This is a genomic window from Streptomyces mesophilus, assembly GCF_040300965.1.
GTDB classification, from domain to species: Bacteria; Actinomycetota; Actinomycetes; order Streptomycetales; family Streptomycetaceae; genus Streptomyces; species Streptomyces mesophilus_A.
In genome coordinates, this window is record NZ_JBEPEW010000002.1 from 62,215 (window position 1) to 86,530 (window position 24,316).

The window sequence follows — 24,316 nt, forward strand, 5'->3', positions numbered from 1 at the left end:
TCAGTTCTGCATGTCCCTGCGCCGCAGCCCCACCAGGCCGGCGACGGTGAACACGGCCGCGAGCGCGAGCTGGACGAGGACCGGGGTCCACTGCATCTCGTTGCCCGGCAGCTTCGGCAGGTGCTCGAACGGGGACAGGTTCATCACCGCGGACGGCAGGTTGAGCGCCGCGCCCAGCCAGCCGAGGCCCAGGGACAGGCCCGCGTACGCCCAGCCGAGGGCGGCGACGCGGGGCAGCAGCCCGTAGACGAGCACCGCGAACGAGCCGAGCAGCCAGACCGCCGCGGTCTGGACGAGGACCGCGCCCAGGACCGGACCGAAGTCCTTGCCGTAGCCGAGGGCCAGGCCCAGGCCGCCGAGCAGCATGATCAGGGCCGCGCCGCCGAACGCCACGTACAGGTGGCCGACGGCCCACTGGACGCGGCCGACCGCGCCCGCGAGGATCGGCTCCGCGCGCTGGGAGGTCTCCTCGCCGTTGAGCCGGAGCACCGACTGCACCGCGTACAGCGCGGCGAGCATCGCCAGCATGCCGATCATCGCGGCCAGGAAGGAGTTGGTGACGCCGGCCTGGCCGCCCATGCGCTCCAGGATCTCCTTGGTCTGCTCGTTGTCGCCGACCAGATCCGCCGCACCCTCGGTCATCGTGCCGAACATCAGCCCGGCGAGCAGGAACCCGATGCCCCAGCCGAGCAGCGAACCGCGCTGCAGCCGCCAGGCCAGCGAAGTGGCCGTGGACAGGCTCCCGTCGGCCGGTCCGGGGCGGGCCGGCAGGAAGCTCATCCCGACGTCGCGGCGGCCCGCGAGGTTGTACGCGACGGCGCCCTGGACCACGATCACGGCCGCGAACAGGAGCACCACCCACCAGCGTTCACCGGCGAAGGCGCGCATGTTCTCGGCCCAGCCGATGGGAGAGAGCCAGGTCAGGACGTGCGAGCCGTCGGTCGAGGCCGCGTCGCCCGCCGCCTTGAGCGCCCACGCCACACCGAGTACGGCGGCGGTCAGGCCCTTCGCGAGCCGCGCGGTCTCGGTGAGTTGGGCCATCACGGCCGCCATGGTCGCGAAGACCATGCCCACCCCGCCGATCGCGAGGCCGAGTGCCAGGGCGCCCGCGGCGCCTTCACCCGCGAGGCCGAGGGTGGTGAGCAGCGCGATACCGGCGTTGGCGATCAGCGCCACGAGCAGCGCCGCGGTGAGCGGCGCGCGCCGGCCCACCATCGCCGAGGACAGCATCTCCTGCCGCCCGGTCTCCTCCTCCTCGCGCGTATGCCGTACGACGATCAGCAGGCTCATCACGGCGGCGAACGCGGCCATGAACGCCACGTACCGCCACGAGACCAGCGCCCCGAGCGAGTCGTCGAAGACCGGACCGTACAGGGAGCGCAGTGAACTGTTCGTCGTCATCGAGGAGATGACGCTCGCCCGCTCCTCGGGGGTGCCGTAGACGGCGCCGAGCGAACCCGCTGCGCTCGCCGTGGTCCCGCCGATCGCGAGCACCCACAGCGGCAGCATGATCCGGTCGCGGCGCAGGGCGAGGCGCAACAGGGCGCCCGTTCCCGCGAGATGGCGGTTCCCGCCGGTGCGTGGAGCGAAGGTGGTGTCGGCCACGGCAGTCATCGCGCCATCGCCTCTTCCGTACGGACCTCGTCCTGGTAGTGCCGCATGAACAGCTCTTCCAGGGTGGGCGGCGTGCTGGTCAGCGTCCGTACACCGGAGTCGGTGAGCGACCTGAGCACCGCGTCGAGCTTGTCCGAGTCGACCTGGAGGCGGACCCGGTTGCCCTGGATGTCGAGGTCGTGCACACCGGGCAGTTCGCTCAACCCGTTGGGCGGGCCCGCGAGTTCGGCGGATACGGCGGTACGGGTCAGATGGCGCAGATCGGCGAGCGAACCGGTCTCCACCGTCGCGCCCTTGCGGATGATCGAGACGCGGTCGCAGAGCTCCTCGACCTCGCTGAGGATGTGGCTCGACAGGAGCACGGTCCGGCCGCGGGACTGCTCCTCGCGCACGCACTCCTGGAAGACCTCCTCCATGAGCGGGTCGAGCCCGGAGGTCGGCTCGTCGAGGATCAGCAGGTCGACGTCCGAGGCGAAGGCCGCGACCAGGGCGACCTTCTGCCGGTTGCCCTTGGAGTACGTACGGCCCTTCTTGGTCGGGTCCAGCTCGAAGCGCTCGATCAGATCCGCGCGCCGCGCCTTGTCGAGGCCGCCGCGGAGCCTGCCGTACAGGTCGATGACCTCGCCGCCGCTGAGGTTGCGCCACAGGGTCACGTCACCGGGGACGTAGGCGATACGGCGGTGGAGCTCCACGGCGTCGTTCCACGGGTCCTTGCCGAGCAACTGGGCGGCGCCGGAGTCGGCGCGCAGGAGACCGAGCAGCACGCGGATGGTCGTGGACTTGCCGGCCCCGTTCGGGCCGAGGAAGCCGTGCACCTCGCCGGTCTCGACTTCGAGGTCGAGTCCGTCCAGAGCGTGTGTCTTGCCGAACGACTTGTGCAGTCCGGAGACGGTGATTGCCTTCGTCATGTTTTTGAACGTACGGTACTTTCAGAAATTTGTGAAGTTAAGGAAGCGTATAAACTCGGGGTCGCGCCGGTGAGCAGGGGAGATGATCGGGACATGGCCGCAGAGAACGACCGCGAGAACGTGGGGGACGAGCGGGACGAGCGGGACGAGCGGGTGGACCAGTTCGTGGAGACCTTCGCCGCGCAGCTGGCGGAGGCCGGCATGCAGCGGATGCCGGCGCGCGTCTTCGGAGCCCTGCTCTCCTCCGAGTCCGGCGCCATGAGCTCGGCCGAGCTCAGCCGGCGGCTCAAGGTCAGCCCGGCGGCGATCTCCGGCGCGGTGCGGTATCTGGCGCAGGTGCACATGGTCTCGCGCGAGCGTGAACCCGGTTCGCGCCGTGAGCGCTACCGGGTCCACGCCTCCTCCTGGTACGAGGCGCTGACCAACCGCGATCAGGTCCTGAAGCGCTGGGAGGGCACCCTCAGGGAGGGCGTCGACAGCGTCGGCGCCGATACGGCGGCGGGCCGGCGGATGTCGGAGACGCTGGAGTTCTTCGAGTTCCTGGAGCGCGAGCTGGCGGGGCTCCTGTCCCGGTGGCGGGCGCACCGGGACGAGGTGTTCGGCCAGGCGCCGTAGCCCCACCGGTCAGCCGAAGCGCCTCACCACTCAGCCGGACTCACCGGGGCAGCGTCAGCGCCCACGCCCCCGCCCGCACCGTCCACGTCCGCGTGCGTACCGGGCCCGCCGTGAGCGCGTCCGCCCGGTAGCGGAAGTCGGGTCCGGACACCGTGACCGTGCGGGCCCGCGCCCGCAGTGCCGGCGCCGCGGCGCCCACCGACGTCGGGCGGACCTCGATCCGCGCGAAACCTCCCCACGATGTCGCCACACAGACGTCCTCGACCGGCTGGTCCAGATCGACGAGCGTGACCCCGTCCACCTCGACCCGCAGCCGCGAAGGCCCCGGTGAGGCGGCCGGGGACGGCCGTACGAGGGTGCGTACGAGCGACTGGCAGGTCCTCAGCGGCGGCGCCCACCAGGGATCCGGACCGTGCGCGGCGGCCGGCAGCGCGGGGATCCGCAGGTCGCCGAGGACCACGCCGTCGCTGTCGTCGACCAGGAGGTCGAGCTGCCGGGCCTCACCGTCCAGGACCGCCGAGGCGGCGGCGACCGTGCCGGAAGGCACTCCGAGCGCCTGCGCGAGCTGGTTCAGCGTGCCGACGGGGATCAGCGAGAGGACCGACGAGGCGAGCTCGCGCTCCCGGTGGAGCACGGAGACCGCCCGCAGCAGGGCCCGGTCGTCGCCGACGACCACCGGTCTGCGCGAGCCCCGGCGCTGCAGCGCCCGGGCGAATTCCTCCGGACCGTCCGGGAGACAGATCTTCACCGACCCGCAGGACCGTGCGCACAGCACGTCCTTGGCGATACGGACGGACTCGCCGTCCATGCGTCTGGCGGCGGGATCGATGACGACAAGGAGCGGCTGGTGGCCCTTCTCAGCGGGTGCTGGAGCCGACACCTCGGTCCTTCCTCAAGGTACGGGGTAGCATCTTTGTGCAAGAGCCCCTTGCGCTATTGCGCCAGGGGTTTCGTCTATTCCGGGGCACCGGTCCGACGTATGCGGTCAATGGAGTCCGCCAGGTGTACGTAGCGCGTACGCCCCTGACCTTGGACATGCCCCGCCCGGAAGGGGTGTACGCCTGTGCCCGCACTTGTGCTGCTCGGTGCTCAGTGGGGTGACGAGGGCAAGGGAAAGGCCACCGACCTGCTCGGCGGCTCAGTTGACTATGTGGTGCGTTACCAGGGCGGCAACAATGCCGGTCACACGGTTGTCGTAGGCGACCAGAAGTATGCGCTCCACCTGCTCCCCTCCGGCATCCTCTCGCCCGGATGTACCCCGGTCATCGGCAACGGTGTCGTCGTCGACCCGGCCGTCCTGCTCTCCGAGCTGAGCGGGCTGAACGACCGCGGTGTCGACACGTCCAAGCTCCTGATCAGCGGCAACGCCCACCTGATCACGCCGTACAACGTCACCGTCGACAAGGTGACGGAACGGTTCCTCGGCAAGCGGAAGATCGGCACCACCGGTCGCGGCATCGGCCCGACGTACGCGGACAAGATCAACCGCGTCGGCATCCGCGTGCAGGACCTGTACGACGAGTCGATCCTCACCCAGAAGGTCGAAGCGGCTCTCGAGGTCAAGAACCAGCTGCTCACCAAGCTGTACAACCGGCGCGCGATCGAGTCCGGCAAGATCGTCGAGGAGATGCTCCAGTACGCGGAGCAGATCAAGCCCTTCGTCGCGGACACCACGCTGATCCTGAACAACGCCATCGACGAGGGCAAGGTCGTCCTCTTCGAGGGCGGCCAGGGCACGCTGCTCGACGTGGACCACGGCACGTACCCCTTCGTCACGTCCTCGAACCCGACCTCGGGCGGCGCGTGCACGGGTGCCGGTGTCGGCCCGACGAAGATCTCGCGGGTCATCGGCATCCTCAAGGCGTACACGACCCGTGTCGGTGCGGGCCCGTTCCCGACCGAGCTCTTCGACAAGGACGGCGAGGACCTGCGCCGGATCGGCGGCGAGCGTGGTGTGACCACCGGCCGTGACCGCCGCTGCGGCTGGTTCGACGCCGTGATCGCCCGCTACGCCACCCGCGTCAACGGCCTCACGGACTTCTTCCTCACCAAGCTGGACGTGCTGACCGGCTGGGAGCAGATCCCGGTCTGCGTCGCGTACGAGATCGACGGCAAGCGCGTCGAGGAACTCCCGTACTCCCAGACGGACTTCCACCACGCGAAGCCCATCTACGAGTACCTGCCGGGCTGGTCCGAGGACATCACCAAGGCCCAGACCTTCGCGGACCTGCCGAAGAACGCGCAGGCGTACGTGAAGGCCCTGGAGGAGATGTCGGGCGCGCCGATCTCGGCGATCGGTGTGGGCCCGGGCCGGACCGAGACGATCGAGATCAACTCGTTCCTGTAGGCCGCGTTCCGCGCGCAGAGCGCCCCGGCCCCGGGTCATTACGGGGCCGGGGCGCTCTCGCGCTCACAAGGCGATCAGCCGCACGCGGTTCCCGCACAGCTTGGTCATGTCGTCGATGTCCGAGGTCAGCAGGGCCACCGGTCCGGGCTGGCGCAGAGCCATCTCGGCGACTGTCGCATCGATCGCGTACTTGTGACCGTGCAGTCCGCTTGCCTTCAACAGTTCCGCGGCCGCCTTCGCGGTCTGCTCCGTCACGGGCTCGACGCGCACGCGGGACAGCGCCCAGCGCAGCCGCGGCAGGTTCACCCGGGTGTGGCTGACCTCCACGATGGTGTTTGCGCAGATCGCGAAGTCGGCGCCGGTCGACTGGAACAGCTGGACCATGGCAAGGAACTTGCGGTCCTGAGCGATCCAGGCCGACAGGCCCTCGGAGTCCAGGACCACGGTCTCGACGTGCTGCTTCATGCTGCTCCCGGAGCCCCCTCGGCGGGGCCGGAAATCCTGGCCTCCGCCTCGGCCAGTTCCTCCTCGGTGAACGCCCCGTGTTCCTCCTGGTAGCGCTGCAGGTCGGCGCCGATGAGCTGGTGGCGCAGCTGACGGGCGACGGCCTCGGCGACGTAGCCGGAGACGTTGTCCGTGAGCTTCTTGAGCTCCCTTACCTGCTCGGCAGGAAGGGTCACCGTGATCCGTGTCGTGTCGGCCATGCGGGAAGCATACTGCGGTATGCACCTGTCGGGGGCAGGTTTGCCGGGTGGGCCCGCCGAAGCAGGTTTGCCGGGGTGGGCCCACCGCGCCCATGAGCCTCACGCGTCGAACGTCGTCTCCCGCCCCACCTTGTCCCACGCCGTGAGGTCCGCGCGGACCTGGTCCAGGTGGCCGAGGATCGTGTCGATCGAGTCGCCGCCCAGGGCCAGACGCAGCGGGGTCTCCTCGGCGTTCAGGGCGGCGAGGACCGCTGCCGCCGCCTTCGCCGGGTCGCCCGCCTGGGTTCCGCCGCCGGTCTCCACGTAGGTACGGGTCGCGCCGACCGTCGCCTCGTAATCCTCGATCTCGCCCTTGCTCAGCGAGTGGTTGCCGAACAGGCTGGTGCGGAAGGCGCCGGGTTCGACGATCAGGACGTCGATGCCGAGCGGTTTCACCTCCGCATGAAGCGCCTCGGACAGACCCTCGAGGGCGAACTTCGTCGCGCTGTACGCCCCGAAGCCGGCCATCGACATCTGCCCGCCCACGCTGCTGAGCTGCACGATCGCGCCCGAGCGCCGGGCCCGCATGTGCGGCAGGACCGCGCGCGTCAGGGCCGCGGGGCCGAAGAAGTGCACATCGAAGAGCGAGCGGAGGTCCGCGTCGCTGTTCTCCTCGACCGAACCGACGTGCGTACGGCCCGCGTTGTTGACCAGGACGTCGATGCGGCCGTGCCGCGCCACGATGTCCGCGACCACCTGGTCGATCGCGTCCGTGTCGGTCACGTCCAAGGTGACGGCCTCGACCTGGTCCGGGTGGGCCGCGACCAGATCGTCCAGGGTGCCGGTGCGGCGGGCCGCGGCCACGACCACGTCGCCCGCGCCGACCGCCGCCTCGGTGAACGCCCGTCCGAAACCGCTGTTCGCTCCCGTGATCAGCCAGACCTTGCTCATGTTCCCCAACCCCTTCAAGTGGCTTTGCTGCTTACGGAGTTCAGCATCTGCTTACGGAGTTCAGCATCTGCTTACGGGGTTCAGCCTCTCCCGGCCGCCCCTTCCCCGTCCAAGACCCACCGTGATAACCATCGGTTATGGATGTACACGGACGGGACCTGCGCTACTTCGTGACGGTCGCCGAAGAGCTGCACTTCACGCGGGCCGCCGAGCTGCTCTACGTATCGCAGCCCGCGCTGAGCAAGCAGATACGGGCCCTTGAACGGCAGTTGGGCGTCCCGCTCTTCGACCGCGACCGGCACGGGGCCCGGCTGACGCCGGCCGGTGCAGCACTTCTGCCGCACGCACGGCGGGTACTCGCGGAGTGGGACGCCGCCTCGGAAGCGGTCGAGTCGGCTAAGCGGCGGCAACGGGCCACGCTCGTCGTCGGGATGAGCCACAGCCCGGCGCGCGGCGGGCTGCGGCCTGCGATCAGGTCGCGGTTCACCGAGGCGTGCCCCGCGGCCGAGGTGCGGATGCGGCAGGTCAGGTGGGAGGACCCGACGGCGGGGCTCGCGGACGGTTCCAGTGATGTCGCCTTCGTGTGGCTGCCGTTGGCGGATGCGGAGCGCTACCGGTGGGTGGTGCTCGCCACGGAGGCGCGGCAGGTGGCGCTCCCGGAGGACCACCCGCTGGCGGCGCGCGAGCGGATCGCTTTCGCCGACCTCCTCGACGAACCCTTCCTCGCACTGCCGCCCGAGGCCGCCGAACTACGGGACTACTGGCTGGCGTTGGACGAGCGCGGTGGCCGGCCGGCGAAGATCGGCGCGGAGATCGCGAGCGTCGACGAGACGTACGAGGCGCTGGTGGACGGGCGCGGGGTGTGCCTTGTGGCCTCGGGCAATGTGCCGTTGGTCGCCCGTGGCGGCGTGGTCACGCGCCCGGTCGACGGCGTGACGCCGAGCCGGTTCGCGCTGGCCTGGCGGGCGGATGACACAGGGCCGCTCGTACGGGCTTATGCGGAGGCGGCGCGGTTGGCGGTGGCGGGGCCCGAGGCGGCTTCGGTGGCTCGGGCCTGAAGCGGTGCGGCCCGCGGCCCTGAGCACCGCAGGGAGCGGCCCCGGTTCCGGCCGCCTCAGGCGCGTGGCCGCGCCTTGATCAGTGCACCCGCCAGGGCCGCGAGCAGCATGAGGCCCGCGGACCAGGTGAGCGCCGAGGTGTAGAGGGTCTCCCCTTTCCGTACGGAGTCGGAGACGGTGCCGAGCAGGACGCCGCCGAACACGACACCGATCTGCTGTGCGGTGAGCGCCGCCGCCCCGCCGGCCGCCGAGTCCTGTGCCGCGAGCCCGCTCGTGGCGAGGCTGAGCAGCGGCGCGAGCGCGAGCCCGAGCCCGAATCCGGTGAGTGTCAGGGTGGGCAGCGCGTCCAGGACGTAGGAGCTGTGCGCGGGGAGAACCCCCGGCAGGAACAGCCCGAGCACCGCGAGGAGCAGCCCCGACAGGATGAGGGCGCGCGGCGCCACCGTCGGCTGCAGCCGGGTGGCGGCCAGGAGGGAGCCGAGGGCGACGGAGGCGGCGAAGGGCAGCATCGCGGCGCCGGCCGGGAGCGGGGCGTACCCGAAGGCGTCCCGCAGCTGGTGGCTCAGCCCCGGCACCAGGGAGTACAGGGCACAGGCCGCGAGGAGCAGCGCGAGCAGGGCGGCCACGTGGTCGCGGTCACGCAGCAGCGATGACGGCAGCAGAGTGCCGGAGCGGCGCAGCTGCGACCAGACGAAGGCGCCCAGGAGCACCGCACCACAGCAGAACGCGGCCGTCACGGACAGCGGGCTCCCGCCGAGGCCGGGGCGCCCGCCGAACGCGAACATGGCCCCGGCCAGAGCGGCGAGCAGGACACCCGGCAGGTCGAACCGGGCGCCGCGCCGCAGCGGCAGGTCCCGCGTCCCGGCGGCCGCGCCGGCCAAGGTCAGCAGGGCGAGCAGCGCGAAAGCGTACAAGGACAAACGCCACACCAGGTACTCGTGCAGCGCGCCGGCCGGCAGCTGGACGAACGCCTCGCCGCCGACGGCCACCAGGACGTACACGCCGAAGGCCCGTGCGCGCTCGCGTACTTCGGTGAAGTGGCCGGCCACCAGTCCGAGCGCCGAGGCCGAGATCAGCGCCGCGGCGGCGCCTCGCAGCCCCATGCACACGGCGAAGGCCGTCGCAGAGGGCGTGAGGCCGCTCAGCACGGCGGCCGCGGACATGGTGGCGAGTCCCGTGACCAGCATCCGCTTGCGCCCGACCAGATCCGCGAGGTGTCCGGCGCCGAACAGGAGGCCGGCGAAGCAGGCCACGTAGGCGAAGAAGCTCCAGTTCAGGTCGTCGTGGGAGGCGTTCAAATCGGACATGACGTCCGATGTCGTCATCGCGGCGAGCGTGAGGTCGAGCAGGACGAGGAGCTGGGCCGACGCCGCCCAGGCCAGCGTCGTCCAGCGTTTCGAGTGCCGTCCCGGTAGGTCGGGGGTGGTGGACGGCGGCCCGACGGGCACCGGCGGCGGACCGAACCCCTGGGCAGGACCGAAGCCCTGCGGCACACCGTCCGAGGGCGTCGTCGGGCTGTACGCGGGCGACTGGTGCGCCGGAGCCGGTGCCTGGGCCGGGACTTGGGGCTGAGGGGCCGGGACCTGCGGCTGAGCAGTCGGCACTTGCGGCTGCGCGGCCGGGCCCTGCGGCGTGGGACCGGCAGGTACCCGTGTCTGCGGCGCGAAATCCAGCAACTGCGCTGCATGCCGCCCTAGTTGGGCGAGCACCGCCCCCGGCAGCCACTCCCCGGCACCCATCGCCGCCGTCCGTTCCATGACCTGGGCGGGCGCGGGCCGCTGCGACGGGTCCTTGTGCAGACAGTCCCGTACGAGCGGGAGAATCCCTTCCGGTACGCCGGTGAGGTCCGGCTCCTCCTCCGCGATACGGAACAGGTGGGCGTTGAGCCCCGTGGTCCCCGCGCCGAACAGCAACCGCCCCGTCGCCGCGTACACCAGCACCGCGCCGAGGCAGAACACATCGCTGGCGGGCGTGAGTTCGAGCCCTCGCACCTGCTCGGGCGACATGAACCCGGGCGAGCCGATCAGCATCCCCGTGTGCGTGAGCAGACTGTCGGCGGTCAGGCTGTCCATCGCGCGCGCGATGCCGAAGTCGATGACCCGCGGGCCGTCCACTGTGACCAGGACATTGGACGGCTTCAGGTCGCGGTGGATCAGACCCGCCGCGTGCACGGCCGTCAGGGCCTCGGCGAGACGGTGCGCCAGGACCCGTACGGACGACTCCGGCAGCGGACCGAAGTCCTTGGCCACCACGGTCGTCAGGTCGGGCCCGGGGATGTACTGCGTGGCGACCCAGGGCACCGACGCGTCCGTGTCCGCGTCGAGCACATCGGCCGTCCACGCACCCCCGACCCGCCGCGCCGCGGCCACCTCGCGCGCGAACCGCCGCCGGAACTCGGGGTGCGCCGCATGCTCGGCCTGCACCACCTTCACGGCGACGGTGCGGCCGGCTTCCGAGCGGCCCAGATAGACCAGGCCCATGCCGCCGGCGCCGAGGCGGGCGATCAGGCGATACGGGCCGATGCGGGTCGGGTCTTCCGTGATCAGCTGGTCCACAGCAGGAAGGTAGACCAGGTGGCCACGCCAAGTAACCGCTATGGCAGAAGAGTTGAGGACCGTGACACGCGTGACATGGCCATCACATTCACGGCGCCGTTCACCGCGGCGCTCACTCCGCCCGCACCAGCTCCGCCGGCTCGCTCCCCAATCCCCGCCAGTCCTCCACGAGCAGCTTGCCGCCCGCGTACGGAGTGACCCGCTCGCTGCCGCGTGCCCCGCAGTCACCGCCCGAGGGCTTCGACGAAGGCCCGTACACCAGGCCCTTGTCGACCGAGGCGAGCACCTGGGTGGTCGTGCACGGTGTCCCGTACCGCTTGTCGACCACCGTGATCTTCGCCGTGCCGACCGCGCCCGCCTCGACGGTGAACCAGATCTTGTTCCGGTTCCCCTCCATGTCCAGGGCCTGCCACTTGCCGATGTACGAGTCCGGCACGGAGGTCCCCGCGCGGCTGAGCCGCACGGCGCCCGCGGACGACTTCAGGTTCAGCACATCTGCCGAGCCGATGGTCAGCGACATCTCGGTGGGGAACTCGCACTTGGCGGGGTTGCGCTGGAGCGGCTGGTCCCCGCCGTTCAGCTCCAGGGTGGAGGCGTCGGCGGAGACGGCGACCGACTTGCGTACGCACATCCAGTCGTTGCCGACGTCCACCGAGGTCGCGACCGTCTCGCCTTCGCGGCCCGCGCCGATGTCGATACGGAGGATGCCGCCGCCCCCGGGCAGCTCGCCCTCCCAGCCGCCGACGAAACCGTCGGCGACCCGGCCGTCGCCGCCCGAGCCTCCGGACGCGCCGCCGTCCTGGCCGGAGCGGGAGGCCGAAGGGCCGGGCGACTTCTTGCCCTTCCCCTTGTCCTGCGACGGCTTGGGCGAGGGCGGCGCGGATCCGCTGGGGGACTGGCTCGCCCCGCCCGCGCCGGACGTCCCCTTCGCGTCCGTGCGGTCCTTGCCGTCGTCGCCCGGGTTCAGTACGTACGCCAGTGACGCGGCCGCGCAGACGGCAAGGACCGCACCCGTCGCGATCAGACCGGTGCGCTTCTTGCGCCTGTCGGCCGGTTCCGGCGACGGCCCGGCGGCCGCCGGCTCCCGTACGGGCACCTCCGCCGCGAGGAGTGCCGAGGCGTGCCGGGCGAGCAGCGCCAGTACGGGCTCCGGCAGCCAGGGCCCGAGCGGATCGGGGTTGGTGAGCTCCAACAGCCGTTCGGCATCCGGCCGTTCACCGGGCTCTTTCCTCAGACACTCCCGTACGAGCTCGAGAATCCCCTCCGGTACGCCCTCCAGCTCCGGCTCCTCGAAGGCGACCCGGAACATCAGCGCGTGCGCCCCGCTCTCCCCGCCTTCGAAGGGCCCGCGCCCGGTCGCCGCGAAGACCAGCGCGCACCCGAGCGAGAACACATCGCTCGCGGGCGTGAGCCGCTCGCCCCGCACCTGCTCGGGGCTCATGAAGCCGGGCGAACCGAGCACCGCACCGGTCTGCGTCAACTGCCCGCCGGTGACCGTGTCCAGGGCGCGGGCGACACCGAAGTCGATGACGCGGGGGCCGTCGGCGGTGACGAGGATGTTGGAGGGTTTCAGGTCGCGGTGGATCAGGCCGGCGTCGTGGATGGCGTGCAGGGCCTGGACGAGCCGGTTGGCGAGGATCCGCAGCGAATCCTCCGGCAGCGGCCCGAACTCCCTTGCCACCAGCGCCTGCAGCGACATTCCCGGGATGTACCCGGTGGCGACCCACGGGACCGCCGCGTCCGTATCGGCGTCGATGACGGGCGCGGTCCACTCCCCGCTCACCCGCCGCGCGGCGGTCACCTCCCGCGCGAACCGCTCCCGGAACTCGCTCTGCCCGGCCAGCTCACTGTGCACCAGCTTCACGGCGACGGTCCGCCCGGCACCGGCCCGCGCGAGAAACACCCGCCCCATGCCACCGCTCCCGAGCCGCCCGATCAGCGTGTACGGACCGATACGGCCCGGCTCGTCGGGCGCGAGGGATTCGAGGCCGTCCATGGATTGCTTCGCCTCTCCTGCCAACTGCTCGGTGAACTCAGGGGACTTGCCGCGCCCAAGGGCTCGCGCTCGGATCCTCGCACACCGTTGCGAACGCCCGCGCGCCCTTGCCCGGCCTTGCTCCGGCAGGCTCTCGTCCTGCACTGGTGGAGAGACGAGTTGCGCATGGTCCGCGGTTTCAGGCAGCGCGATGTGTGGGCGCGAGCCGCGCCCGACGCCCGTACGACACCGCCGCGATGAGCAGACCGGCCCCCCACACCACGAACTGCGGGATCCCGTAGACGGTGATCCAGCGGCTGAAGATGCCGGGGTCGTTCCACTGGGCGACGGTCTGGAAGGTGGCGAAGGCGGTGTAGGCGAGGAGGAAGACCGCGACCGTGACGGCCGTGGTGGTCAGGGTGCGGCGCGGGACCCTGCGGCCGTGGACCAGGGGGACCCAGGCCGGGAACACCAGGCCCCAGGGGCGGACCAGACTCAGGGCGAGGACGCCGGCCAGGGCGGCAAGGGAGTTGAGGAGGAAGAGGTAGGGGCCGCCGCCGGCCGCGTACCAGTCACGGAACTTGTTCGCGTCGGCCCAGAGCGGAACGCCGCATGCCCACACGGCATGCAGGGGGATGAAGCCGACGGTCGCGGAGAGCGCGGAGGCGTACGCGGCGCGGACGGCGCGACGCGGTGGCGGCGGGAGGGTGGGGACTGCTGCGGGTGCGGAGTCCGACGTGGTGGTTCTGGGCATGGCGGGGCCCCCGGAAGTAGTGGAGTGTGGAGTGGCGAGCGCGATGTGCGCTCGCCACTGACTGTTCCAGCGGCGGCGGGCCGGCACATCCGCGCTCAGGGCGGTGATCGCTCATCCCCGGGAGCGACTCCGGTGCGGGCCTCCCGCCCACGTGGGGGAGGCCGCGTGCGACCGGGTCACGCCGACGGGCTCTCGGCCCGACCGGGTCACGCCGACGGGCTCTCGGCCCGACCGGTTCACGCCGACGTGCTCCCGGCCCGACCGGTTCACGCCGACGGGCTCCCGGCCCGACCGGTTCACGACCCGCAGATCTTCAGGCCCTCCGGCGTATAGCAGGGCAGATGCCCATGGGTGCGGACCACGTCCTGGCCGCTGCCGCGCATCGCGTAGTTGAGGAAGCTCGACGCCAAGGAGTCGGCCGGCGGACGGCCGTACGTATGGGCGTACTCGATCTCGCGGAAGGGATAGGCGCCGTCGATGGCCGGTCGGTGGCCGTCCAGGGTGAGGTGGCGGACGCCCTTGGTCGGAGTGCCCGTGCGGAGCTCGCTGTAGCCGATCGCGCCCGGGAGGTCGGCGACCGTGGCCAACACCTGGTCCGTGGAGTCGAGTTCGCAGCGGAACACCTTGGCCCGTGGGTCGCTCTTCTCGTGGCAGTCCGCGGAGGACTCGGCCGGCTCGAAGCCGTGCAGGATGCGGCGCTGGAAGACGCCGCGCGTACCGGAGTTGGAGTTGCGGCTGGCCAGGATGACCGGGAGGTCGGCGCCGCCCAGCTGCGACCACCTGCGGATCTCGCCCGTGTAGAGGCGGCGGACGTCGCGCAGGGAGAGGTTCTTCACGCCCACCTTGTCGTTGACGACCAGCGCGAACGCCGAGACCGCGACCCGGTTCTCCGTCAGCTGCTCGTCCTCGGCGGACTTGGGCCCGTCGGACAGGGTGACGAGGGCCGGTGAACCGGTCTTCTGCGACTCCCCGGCCTCCTTCAGTTCGCGGATGCCCGCCGCGCTGCCTCGGGCGTCCACGGTGATCTGCGAACCGGGGCAGTCCTGCTCGTACTTGGCGGCGAGCTCCTCGGCCACCGGCTTGAACGCCGTCGAGCCGACGACCTTGAGCGAGCCCTTCTCGCAGCCTATGGGCGGCGGCGTCTCGCCGCGCACCATCACCAGCGTGGAGAGCGTGATGACGCAGGCGGTGAGGAGGACGGTCAGCACGCGGGCCGGTCTGCTGAACAGGGGCGGGGTGTCGTCGAGGGTCGTGGACTGCGTCTCCACCACATCGCCGTCCACCAGATCACCGATGATGCGCACCGGGCTGTCCGTGGCACCGCCGCCGAGCAGGACGAGCAGCTTGAAGTGCTTGCCCTTGTTGAGCGGTACGCGCGGGATGTACAGGCGGTTGCCGTCATGGCGCAGTCCGGTGGCCGCCGAGAAGTGGCCCATCATGTGCTCGGTGCGGGGCGGCAGGGTCACCGCTATACCGCGGACGGTGCGGCCCTCGAACTCCGCGATCAGACCGTGCAGTTCGGCGCTGTCGTAGTCCTCGCGGCCGATCGCCTGCGAGCCGTCGTTCTCGAAGCGCAGGAGGACGAGGGTGGCGTCCGCCATGCCGCGGGTCTCGTTGAACAGGCCCAGGCGTACGTTCGCCTGGCCCGCCGAGCTGTTGCTGCCGATCGGGGTGTCGAGCTGGACCCGGTAGCCGATGCGTTTGCGCCGCGGCACCCGCCGCTCGTACCAGAGCACACCGGCCGAGGCGAGCACCCCGAGCACGGCGGTCCCGACGGCGATGACGTTCTCGGTGCTCAGCCACTCCATGCTGCCCTGCCTCGGCTCCTCGCACGTGCGTCCGTACGGCGGACGGGGTCACACCGTACGAAGGCAGGGCAGGCGATGGGGGCGGGGATCCGGAGCTTCGGCTGATGTTTGTCGCGCGTTCAACTACGCGGAGTCCAGGGCCGGTTGGCGACTGTGGCCGGTCACTCCGTACGCGTATACGTGAGAGGTTCCCCGCCGCTGCCGATCAGCTCGCGTGAGAGATGGGTGTCGTCCGTCAGACGCAGCTCGCTGGTCTCGCCCGGCTTGCACTCCGTTTCCTTGCCGAACGTCACCTTGGACGGGCTGAGGACCAGCGCATTGCCCGCCGAACGCAGCGTGGCGGTCCAGCGGCAGTCGTGGCCGGGGCCCTTTCCGGTGAGACTCATGACCGTGTCGCCCGCGTTGCCCTGCTGGATCTTCATCACGCGGGTGTTGACGCCGCCCCCGGACTCGAACTCGGCCTCCCACGTGCCCAGGAACTCCGTGGGGATCTCACCGTCCGCGGGCGGCGTCTGCGTGGTCGGAGCCTGTGACGTGGGCGGCGCGTCGGTGGTCGGAGGCGGGGTGCTCGCGCCCGAAGTCCCCGGCGTGGTGGGGGCGGTCGGGGTGGAGGCGCCCCGGTCCTTGCGGTTGCCCTCGTCGCCCTTCATCACGGCGTACACCGTCCCGCCGGCCCCGATCGCCACGATCACGGCCACGGCGACGAGCAGCACGGTGGCCCGGCTGCTGCGGCGCGGCGGGGGGCCCGGCGGACCGTACGGCGGGGTGCCGCCACCGCCCGAGTTCCAGCCGTCGTGCGGGGCGAAGGGCGGGCCAGGAGGGGTGTACGGCTGCCCGGCGCCGACCTGGTACGGGTGCCCCTGGGCGGGAGGCTGCGGATATCCGTACGCGGGCGCGTGGTTGTGCGGGGGCGGCGCGGCGGGCGCGGGGGCGTGGCCGTGCTGGGGTGGCGCGGTGGGTGTGGGTGTGGGTGTGGGTGCGGGTGCGGCGTTCTGGCCGACGATCACGGTGGGCAGGTGGTCGACGCCCGCCTCGCCGGGAGCCCCGGGAGCGCTTGGAGCGCCGGGGATGGGCGGTACGGGGGCGGCCGGTGTGGGCTCACCGGAAGCCGCGGGCTCACCGTCGGTCACGGGCTCCCCATCCGGCCCGGACCCTCCGGGCCCCTCCGGATCCTCCGAGTCCAGCAACTCCACCGCGTGCCGACCCAGTTGGGCCACCAGGATCCCCGGCAGCCACGGCTCGAGCGTGCGTCCGCCGCTCACCGTGTCCTCGGCGCCGGCCTGCTCGAGTACCTGGTCGAGCGTGGGCCGGGACGCCGGGTCCTTGCGCAGACACGCGGCGATCAAGTCATGGAGCCGCTCCGGGAGTTCGGAGAGGTCGGGCTCCTCCTGCGCGATACGGAACATCAGCGCGTGCACCCCGCTGTTCTCGCCGCCGAACGGCAGCGCCCCGGTCGCCGCGTACGCGAGCACCGAGCCGAGGCAGAACACATCGCACGCGGGCGTGATCCGGTCACCGCGCACCTGCTCGGGCGCCATGAACCCGGGCGACCCGATCAGCGCGCCGGTCCGGGTGAGCCCGCCGTCGGTGACCGTCTCCAGGGCGCGGGCGATACCGAAGTCGATGACGCGCGGCCCGTCGATCGTGACCAGGACGTTGGACGGCTTGAGGTCGCGGTGGATCAGCCCGGCGGCATGGATGTCCTTCAGTGCGTACGCGAGTCCGGTGGCGAGCACGCGGACCGACCGCTCGGGCAGCGGACCGTGCTCGACGGTCACGACCTGCTGAAGCGAGGGGCCGGCGACATAGCCGGTGGCGACCCAGGGGATCGCGGCCTCCGTGTCCGCGTCGAGGACCGGCGCCGTCCACTGGCCGCCGACCCGCCGGGCGGCCTGCACCTCCTGGCGGAACCGCGCCCGGAACTCCTCCTGTTCGTCCAGCTCCTGCCGCACCAGCTTGACCGCGACGGTGCGCCCCCGCTCGGAGCGGGCCAGATACACCTGCCCCATCCCGCCGGCGCCGAGCCGGCCGAGAATCCGATACGCACCGATCCGCTGCGGATCGCCCGCCCCGAGTGACTCCATGGCCGCCGCCCTCCCCCGTACTGGCCCGACATGTCGAGGATAGTGCGGGGGAGTTGAGGCTTCTGCTACTGCTCCGCAACCGTTTCCAACGCTTGGGACAAGCGGTCGAGTACGGCGACGGTCTCGGCGAAGGCCTCGGGTCCCAGCTCGCGGGCGAGTTGCCGCGCCAACTCGGAGTGGCCCGGCTCCAGTTGGGTGATGGCCTTCCGCCCCTCGGCCGTGGGTGCGAGCAGCTTCGCGCGGCGGTGGGCGGGATTCGGCTCGTACGCGGCGAGGCCCTTGTCGACGAGAAGGTCCGCGATCCGCTGCACGCTCTGCCGGGTGATGCCCATGGTGCGGGCGATCCCGGCGACGGGCAGCGGCTCGTGCAGTACGGCGCCCAGGACCTGCCACCATGCGGCGGTCAGGCCCGCGGGGGCGGCCAACTTCTCGCTGACGGCGAGGAATTGACCGTTCAGCCGGAAGACGCCGAGCGCGGTCCGGCTGAGCAGGTCCTGTTCGGCGCGGCTCACGCCCGGCCCGCCTGATCCGCCTGCTCCGGCTGCTCCGCCTGCTCCGGCTGTCCCGCCGCCTGTTCCGCGGCCTCGAGGATCTCGTACGCGGACGAGTCCGAGTCGTGGAACAGCCGGTACCAGGCGTCGAGCACCTCGCCCTCGTACACCTTGAGCAGCGCGAACACCTCGCGCGCGAAGGCGACGGGCTCGGTCGGTCCCGCGGTGATGAGCGCCCCGTCGGCCACCGCGTCGGCCTCGACGTACCGTTCGCCGCCCTTGTACCCGGTCGCGGCCAGGTAGAAGGAGATGGCACTGGTGTGCGCGCGGTCGTCGAGCAGCCCTTCGCGGGCAAGTCCCGCGGTGGCGCCGCAGATCGCCGCGACGGGTACGCCGGCGTCGAGGAACTCCCGTGCCTTGCGGGCGAAGGGCGCGAGCTCGTCCCCGGAGTCCCAGAGGTCGGCGCCGGTCAGGATCAGCAGCGAGCTGTCCTCGGGCCGCAGCTCGTCGAGGGCCAGATCGGGCGTGACGCGCAGCCCGCCCATGGTGGTGATGGGCTCCAGGTCCGGTCCCACGGTCCGCGTCTCGTATCCGACCCGGACGAGACCGGTGGTCGCGTACCCCGTCTCCCAGTCGGCGAAGGTGTCGTAGACGGCGATGTGCACGGGCTTGCGGGTCATCTCGGCCTCCCGGTGGTGGCGGCTCGCTGCCGGTCACTTGACAGCATCTTGTCGTAATGACAGCAAGCTGTCAATAGCCTCCGCGTGACCGCGTGACCGCGTGACCGCGCGACCGTACGGCCTCTGCCGACCCCCGCGCGGCCGCGGCGCCTCGACGCCCTGTCGAGACCGACACCCGGACGCCGGACAGGACGCCGATGGAATGTCCGCATCGCGGACACTTACCCTCCCCCCATGACCCCTCACGAAGCTGCTGACCTCGCGAAAGGCCAGGCCGTCAAGGCCGCCGACCGCGCGCATGTGTTCCACTCCTGGTCCGCCCAGGAGCTCATCGACCCGCTCGCCGTGGCCGGAGCCGAGGGCGTGCACTTCTGGGACTACGAGGGCAACCGGTACCTCGACTTCACCAGCGCGCTCGTCTACACCAACGTCGGCTATCAGCACCCGAAGGTCGTCGCCGCGATCCAGGAGCAGGCCGCGACGATGACCACGTTCGCGCCCGCCTTCGCGGTGGAGGCCCGCAGCGAGGCCGCGCGGCTGATCGCCGAGCGCACCCCTGGTGACCTCGACAAGATCTTCTTCACCAACGCCGGCGCCGAAGCCGTCGAGCACGCCGCCCGCATGGCCCGTATCCACACCGGCCGCCCGAAGATCCTGAGCGCCTACCGCTCGTACCACGGCGCCACCGCCACCGGGATCAACTTGACCGGGGATCCCCGGCGTTGGGCCTCCGACACGGGCTCCGCGGGTGTCGTGCGCTTCTGGGCGCCGTTCCTGTACCGCTCGCCGTTCCACGCCGAGACCGAGGAGCAGGAGTGCGCCCGCGCGCTCCAGCACCTCGAGGACACCATCGCCTTCGAGGGCCCGGGGTCCATCGCCGCGATCATCCTGGAGACCGTGCCGGGTACGGCCGGGATCATGGTGCCGCCGCCGGGCTATCTCCCGGGCGTACGGGAGATCTGCGACCGGTACGGCATCGTGCTCGTCTTCGACGAGGTGATGGCCGGGTTCGGGCGGACCGGCAAGTGGTTCGCCGCCGACCACTTCGGCGTCGCGCCCGACCTGCTGACCTTCGCCAAGGGCGTCACGTCCGGATACGTGCCGCTGGGCGGCGTCGCCATCAACGGGGCGATCGCGGAGACCTTCGCGCGCAAGGCGTACCCGGGCGGACTCACCTACTCCGGCCATCCGCTCGCGTGCGCCGCCGCCGTCGCGACCATCAACGTGATGGAGGAGGAGGGCATCGTCGAGCACGCCGCGAAGATCGGCGCGGACGTGATCGGCCCGGCGCTGCACGAGCTCGCCGCCCGGCACCCGTCGGTCGGCGAGGTGCGCGGACTCGGCGTCTTCTGGGCCCTCGAGCTCGTACGGGACAAGGCGACGCGCGAGCCGCTCGTGCCGTACAACGCGAGTGGCCAGGACGCCGCGCCCATGGGCGCGTTCGCGGCCGCGTGCAAGAAGGAGGGCCTGTGGCCCTTCGTCAACATGAACCGTACGCACGTGGTGCCGGCCTGCACGATCACCGAGGCCGAGGTCAAGGAGGGCCTGGCGGCCCTTGATGTGGCGCTGTCGGTGGCCGACGAGTACGTCACCGGCTGAGCCACCGGGAGCTTTGCGGACACCGGGGCGCCCCCGCACGGGCGCCCCGGTGTTCTATTTGCATAAACGTGCAAGTATCTGCCATGGTGTCGGAGGCCGGTAAACGGGCGCATGCCCATACATGCCGACATACCAGTGAATCCCCGGCATATCAGGTGAGAGGAGGCAGTCATGACGGACGACGACGCGCACAGTACGAATCGCGACCCCAGTACTGACCGCCTTCCCTTCGCCTCCCGCAGGGGGTTCCACCATGTCCACCGTCGCCACCCGGGCGCCTCGCCGCGGCCTGACCTGGGTTGATTTCGCCGTCGCCGCGGCCGTCCTCGTCCTCGGCTATCTGATCCTCCAGGTCGGCAAGGGCACCACCGTCAACGTCGACCCGGCCGATGTCTCCGGCGTCGACACCGACCCCGCGCGACTGCCGTATTACGGCGCCCGCAGCCTCCTGAGGATGTTCGTCGCGCTCGGCGCCTCGGTCCTGTTCACCTTCGTCTACGCGTACGCCGCGGCCCGCAGCCGGCGCCTCGAGCGCATCCTCATCCCCGCGCTCGACATCCTGCAGTCCGTACCCGTGCTCGGCTTCCTCGCCATCACCACCACCGGCTTCATCGCGCTCTTCCCCGGCTCGATGCTCGGCCTCGAACTGGCCTCGATCTTCGCGATCTTCACCTCGCAGGCCTGGAACATGACCTTCGGGTTCTACGCCTCGCTCACCAGCCTGCCGCGCGAACTCGACGAAGTGTCAAGGTCGTTCGGCTTCACCCGCTGGATGCGCTTCTGGCGGATCGAGCTGCCCTCCGGTGCGATCGACCTCATCTGGAACGGGATGATGAGCTTCGCCGGCGGCTGGTTCTTCCTCGTCGCCTCCGAGGCCATCTCCGTCGCCAACCACAACTACACGCTGCCCGGCGTGGGTTCATACGCGGGCGCCGCGATCGGCGACGGCGACCTCGGCAAGGTCGGCTGGGCCATCCTCACCATGGCCGTGATGGTGATCAGCGTCAACTTCCTGTTCTGGCGGCCGCTGACCGCCTGGGCCGAGAAGTTCAAGAACGAGCAGTCCGAGGCCACCCACGTCCAGCGCTCCCTCGTCCTGGACTTCCTGCGCCGCTCGCACTGGCCCGCGCTCCTGGGCCGCTTCCTCGCCCCCGTCCGTGAGGCGGTCAACCGCGCCGGCCGGATCTTCGGCCGCGACGACCGTCCGCTCAGCGTCGACCCGGCGAAGAGGCGCGTCGGCGACATCGTCTTCGGCGCCATCGCCACCGCCCTGATCGCCTGGGGTCTCTTCGACCTCCTGCGTTATCTGAACGACAACACCGGACTCGGCGTCTTCGGCGAACCGCTCGTCCTCGGCCTGGTCACCCTGCTGCGGGTCGTGGTCCTGGTCGCGGTCGCGACGGTCATCTGGGTACCGGTCGGCGTGAAGATCGGCTTCTCGCCGAAGCTCGCGAAGATCGCCCAGCCGATCGTCCAGGTCCTGGCCAGCTTCCCGGCCAACTTCCTCTTCCCGCTGGCCATGTGGTTCTTCCTGCGCACCGGCCTCGATATCAACATCGGCTGCATCTTCCTGATGGCGCTCGGCGCCCAGTGGTACATCCTCTTCAACACCATCGCCGGCGCCATGGCCATCCCCTCCGATCTCAAGGAGGCGATGGACGACCTCGGGGTGCGCGGCCTGCAGCGCTGGAAGCGCCTGATCATCCCGGGTGTCTTCCCCTCGTACGTCACCGGCGGCATCACCGCGTCGGGCGGTGCCTGGAACGCCTCGATCGTCGCCGAGGTGGTCACCTTCAGCGGGACGACGCTGAGCGCCACCGGCCTGGGCGCGTACATCTTCAAGGCCACCGAGGAAGGCGACTTCCCGCGGCTGCTCGCCGGCGTCGCCGTGATGAGCCTCTACGTGGTGGGCCTCAACCGCCTCTTCTGGCGCCGCCTCTACCGCCTGGCGGAGACCCGCTACAGCCTCTGACCCCTCTCTTCCGACCTCTGATACGACCCCGAGGAGGGGCCATGACCACCGCAACCCCCACCCGCGACACCCGTGAAGTCCTGCTCGCCGCGGACAACGTCACCAAGTCCTACGCCGGCGCCGACGGCGAACTGCCCGTGCTCGGCGGGATCGACCTGGAGATCCACGAGGGCGAGATCGTCGCCCTGCTCGGCAAGTCGGGCTCCGGCAAGTCCACGCTCCTGCGCTGCCTCGCCGGTCTGATCCCGGCCAGCTCCGGCTCGGTCACGTACCGGGGAGAAGAGCTGCACGGCGCCAACCCCGGTACGGCGATGGTCTTCCAGACCTTCGCGCTGCTGCCCTGGCTCACCGTGCAGCAGAACGTCGAACTCGGCCTGGAGGCCAAGGGAGTCGGGCCGAAGGAGCGCGCCGAGGCCGCCGTCCAGGCCATCGACCTGATCGGCCTCGACGGCTTCGAGTCCGCGTACCCGAAGGAGCTCTCCGGCGGTATGCGCCAACGCGTGGGCTTCGCACGGGCGTTGGTCGTCGAGCCTGACGTCCTGATGATGGACGAGCCCTTCTCCGCGCTCGACGTCCTGACCGCGGAGAACCTGCGCGGTGAGCTGATGGAGCTGTGGGAGTCGGGCCAGTTCCCCACGAAGGCCGTCGTGCTCGTGACGCACAACATCGAGGAGGCCGTCCTGATGGCCGACCGTGTGGTGGTGCTCGGCTCGCGTCCGTACGGCACGATCCGCGAGACCTTCGACGTCTCCCTGGTACGCCCGCGCGACCGGCAGTCCGCCGAGTTCGAACAGATCGTGGACGCCGTCTACCAGGTCATGACGGGGCGCCCGAAGGACGGCCCGAAGCTCTCCGAACCGGCCCCCGCCCGCCGCACCCCGGCCTCGACCCCGCTGCCGGCGGCGTCCGTGGACGGCCTCTCGGGACTCGCGGAGATCGTCGCCCAGCATGAGGGCGGGGCGAGCGAACTCGCCGATCTGGCCGATGATCTGGGTCTCGAGGTCGACGACATGCTGCCCCAGGTCGACGCCCTCGAACTGCTCGGCCTCGCCGAGGTGGAGGGCGGCGAGCTGCGGCTGACCGGTACGGGCGCGGCCTTCGCGCGCGCGGACGTCCAGGCCTCCAAGAAGCTGTTCGCGGAGGCGGCCCTCGAAGCGGCCCCGCTGGTCCACCTCATCACCTCGACGCTGCTTCGCTCGGCCGAGGGCGTCCAGCGGGCGGGCTTCTTCCGCGATCTGCTCGCGCACCACTACACGAGCGAGCAGATCGACCGTCAGCTGGAGACGGCCACGGACTGGGGCCGGTACGCGGAGCTCTACTCCTACAACGCGGACAGCGAGGAGTACCGGCTCGACGAGGACGCGCAGTTGAGGGTGGATCCCGGGGCGTCCGACGTTGAGTAGCGGGGGCGAGCGGGGTGAGTACGCGTACTCATCCCGGCCGCCTTGCCCGCTTCCAGACTGACGGACATGAGAAGACTTCCTGTCCTGGTCATCACCGCCGTCAGCGCGTTGACGCTCGCGGCGTGCGGTTCGCAGAGTGCGGATGGGGCGCGTACGGAGGTGCGTGCGGACGCGGCGTCGAAGCCGAAGGCTTCCGCTCCTGCGCCTGGCTCGCTCGACGAGGTGAAGGAGGCCTTCACGCTCCCCGAGGCCCTGCGCGCGATCGAGACGGGCTGCGGCGGCCAGGATCCGGCGGAGCTGCTCGGCGACCTTGACGAGGTGCCCGAGGACGGCGCGGGCGCGCCGCATGCGGACGCCCCGGCCGGCCAGGAGCCGCCGCGGGAACCGGTGCCGCTGCCGGACGGACAGGGCAGCGCGTCGCCCGATCCCGAGGACTTCGGGCCGCCGCAGAAGGGCGAACCGGAGCAGTGGGAGAAGGACATCGAGAAGGTGGAGACCTGTGTCTTCGAGGCGCACACCGAGCGTGTCACGAAGGCCCTGAAGTCCCGCGCTGGTCTGACGCCGGACGACGTCTCCGCCGTTCTGAAGGACCTCGGCTACCCGGCCGAGCGCGTGGTGGCCCCCAAGTCATCGGCCGGAGCGGTCCAGTTCACGCTCGACCTGAGCGTGCCGTTCGGTCCGCGGTGCCTGTCGATGGGGGTCGCGGACGGGAAGGTGGCGGCTGTTCCGCACCACGACGTCCTTGCGGGAGACGGGATCCCGGAGTCCGAGGAACGCTGCGAGCAGCGCAAGGCGGTGCCGTAGGGCCTGTCTTGTGGA

20 protein-coding genes are annotated in these 24,316 nt (G+C 71.0%); 7 read left to right on the forward strand and 13 right to left on the reverse strand.

The features are described from left to right. A complete protein-coding gene (locus ABT367_RS01105) occupies nucleotides 1-1,614 on the reverse strand; it encodes an ABC transporter permease (protein ID WP_352248229.1) in 1,614 nt (537 codons plus the stop codon). Further along, a complete protein-coding gene (locus ABT367_RS01110) occupies nucleotides 1,611-2,522 on the reverse strand; it encodes an ABC transporter ATP-binding protein (RefSeq protein WP_352248231.1) in 912 nt (303 codons plus the stop codon). The genes ABT367_RS01105 and ABT367_RS01110 overlap by 4 nt, the downstream gene beginning before the upstream one ends. A 93-nt stretch (nucleotides 2,523-2,615) precedes the next feature. Between ABT367_RS01110 and ABT367_RS01115 the strand changes: the two genes are divergently transcribed. Beyond that, on the forward strand, nucleotides 2,616-3,137 hold the full coding sequence (locus ABT367_RS01115) for a GbsR/MarR family transcriptional regulator (RefSeq protein WP_352248233.1): 522 nt from the start codon (nucleotides 2,616-2,618) through the stop codon (nucleotides 3,135-3,137). A 40-nt stretch (nucleotides 3,138-3,177) separates the two neighbouring features. On the opposite strand, the gene ABT367_RS01120 is transcribed toward ABT367_RS01115, so the two are convergent. Then, on the reverse strand, nucleotides 3,178-3,945 hold the full coding sequence (locus ABT367_RS01120) for a diacylglycerol kinase family protein (protein WP_352248448.1): 768 nt from the start codon (nucleotides 3,943-3,945) through the stop codon (nucleotides 3,178-3,180). Nucleotides 3,946-4,200: 255 nt separating this feature from the next. Here ABT367_RS01120 and ABT367_RS01125 point away from each other — a divergent pair, with 255 nt between their 5' ends. Beyond that, on the forward strand, nucleotides 4,201-5,484 hold the full coding sequence (locus tag ABT367_RS01125) for an adenylosuccinate synthase (RefSeq protein WP_165333245.1): 1,284 nt from the start codon (nucleotides 4,201-4,203) through the stop codon (nucleotides 5,482-5,484). Between the two features lie 63 nt (nucleotides 5,485-5,547). Here the strand turns inward: ABT367_RS01125 and ABT367_RS01130 are convergent, their stop codons facing one another. The 3 genes from ABT367_RS01130 to ABT367_RS01140 all read right to left on the reverse strand — a co-directional run bounded on the left by ABT367_RS01130 (nucleotide 5,548) and on the right by ABT367_RS01140 (nucleotide 7,118). Beyond that, entirely contained in the window at nucleotides 5,548-5,949 is a 402-nt protein-coding gene (locus ABT367_RS01130; protein WP_352248235.1) for a PIN domain-containing protein, read from the reverse strand. After that, entirely contained in the window at nucleotides 5,946-6,188 is a 243-nt protein-coding gene (locus ABT367_RS01135) for a hypothetical protein (protein WP_352248237.1), read from the reverse strand. Before ABT367_RS01135 ends, ABT367_RS01130 begins: the two co-directional genes overlap by 4 nt. A 99-nt stretch (nucleotides 6,189-6,287) precedes the next feature. After that, complete coding sequence (locus tag ABT367_RS01140) at nucleotides 6,288-7,118, reverse strand: oxidoreductase (RefSeq protein ID WP_352248239.1); 831 nt, start codon at nucleotides 7,116-7,118, stop codon at nucleotides 6,288-6,290. A gap of 137 nt (nucleotides 7,119-7,255) precedes the next feature. Here ABT367_RS01140 and ABT367_RS01145 point away from each other — a divergent pair, with 137 nt between their 5' ends. Continuing rightward, entirely contained in the window at nucleotides 7,256-8,176 is a 921-nt protein-coding gene (locus ABT367_RS01145) for a LysR family transcriptional regulator (protein WP_352248241.1), read from the forward strand. 56 nt (nucleotides 8,177-8,232) lie between these two features. Here the strand turns inward: ABT367_RS01145 and ABT367_RS01150 are convergent, their stop codons facing one another. From ABT367_RS01150 to ABT367_RS01180, 7 genes are all read right to left on the reverse strand, one after another. Further along, a complete protein-coding gene (locus ABT367_RS01150) occupies nucleotides 8,233-10,731 on the reverse strand; it encodes an MFS transporter (RefSeq protein WP_352248243.1) in 2,499 nt (832 codons plus the stop codon). 112 nt (nucleotides 10,732-10,843) lie between these two features. Next, a complete protein-coding gene (locus ABT367_RS01155; RefSeq protein WP_352248246.1) occupies nucleotides 10,844-12,727 on the reverse strand; it encodes a serine/threonine-protein kinase in 1,884 nt (627 codons plus the stop codon). A 178-nt stretch (nucleotides 12,728-12,905) separates the two neighbouring features. Further along, complete coding sequence (locus ABT367_RS01160) at nucleotides 12,906-13,460, reverse strand: hypothetical protein (protein ID WP_352248248.1); 555 nt, start codon at nucleotides 13,458-13,460, stop codon at nucleotides 12,906-12,908. Nucleotides 13,461-13,756: 296 nt separating this feature from the next. Further along, a complete protein-coding gene (locus ABT367_RS01165; RefSeq protein ID WP_352248250.1) occupies nucleotides 13,757-15,268 on the reverse strand; it encodes a substrate-binding domain-containing protein in 1,512 nt (503 codons plus the stop codon). A gap of 161 nt (nucleotides 15,269-15,429) precedes the next feature. Next, nucleotides 15,430-17,352, reverse strand: a complete 1,923-nt coding sequence (locus ABT367_RS01170; protein ID WP_352248252.1) for a serine/threonine-protein kinase — start codon at nucleotides 17,350-17,352, stop codon at nucleotides 15,430-15,432. A 65-nt stretch (nucleotides 17,353-17,417) separates the two neighbouring features. Further along, nucleotides 17,418-17,864 carry a MarR family winged helix-turn-helix transcriptional regulator gene (locus tag ABT367_RS01175; protein WP_352248254.1) on the reverse strand — a complete coding sequence of 149 codons (447 nt, stop codon included), beginning with the start codon at nucleotides 17,862-17,864 and terminating at the stop codon, nucleotides 17,418-17,420. Further along, on the reverse strand, nucleotides 17,861-18,523 hold the full coding sequence (locus ABT367_RS01180) for a type 1 glutamine amidotransferase family protein (RefSeq protein WP_352248256.1): 663 nt from the start codon (nucleotides 18,521-18,523) through the stop codon (nucleotides 17,861-17,863). The genes ABT367_RS01175 and ABT367_RS01180 overlap by 4 nt, the downstream gene beginning before the upstream one ends. A gap of 234 nt (nucleotides 18,524-18,757) precedes the next feature. Here ABT367_RS01180 and ABT367_RS01185 point away from each other — a divergent pair, with 234 nt between their 5' ends. From ABT367_RS01185 to ABT367_RS01200, 4 genes are all read left to right on the forward strand, one after another. Next, nucleotides 18,758-20,122 carry an aspartate aminotransferase family protein gene (locus ABT367_RS01185; protein WP_352248258.1) on the forward strand — a complete coding sequence of 455 codons (1,365 nt, stop codon included), beginning with the start codon at nucleotides 18,758-18,760 and terminating at the stop codon, nucleotides 20,120-20,122. A 253-nt stretch (nucleotides 20,123-20,375) separates the two neighbouring features. After that, nucleotides 20,376-22,094 carry an ABC transporter permease gene (locus tag ABT367_RS01190; protein WP_352248260.1) on the forward strand — a complete coding sequence of 573 codons (1,719 nt, stop codon included), beginning with the start codon at nucleotides 20,376-20,378 and terminating at the stop codon, nucleotides 22,092-22,094. 41 nt (nucleotides 22,095-22,135) lie between these two features. Then, nucleotides 22,136-23,497, forward strand: coding sequence for an ABC transporter ATP-binding protein (locus ABT367_RS01195; RefSeq protein ID WP_352248262.1), 1,362 nt, complete (start codon nucleotides 22,136-22,138; stop codon nucleotides 23,495-23,497). 66 nt (nucleotides 23,498-23,563) lie between these two features. Further along, nucleotides 23,564-24,301 (forward strand): hypothetical protein, encoded by a 738-nt coding sequence (locus tag ABT367_RS01200; protein ID WP_352248264.1) that lies wholly within the window; start codon nucleotides 23,564-23,566, stop codon nucleotides 24,299-24,301. Nucleotides 24,302-24,316 lie beyond the last annotated feature (15 nt).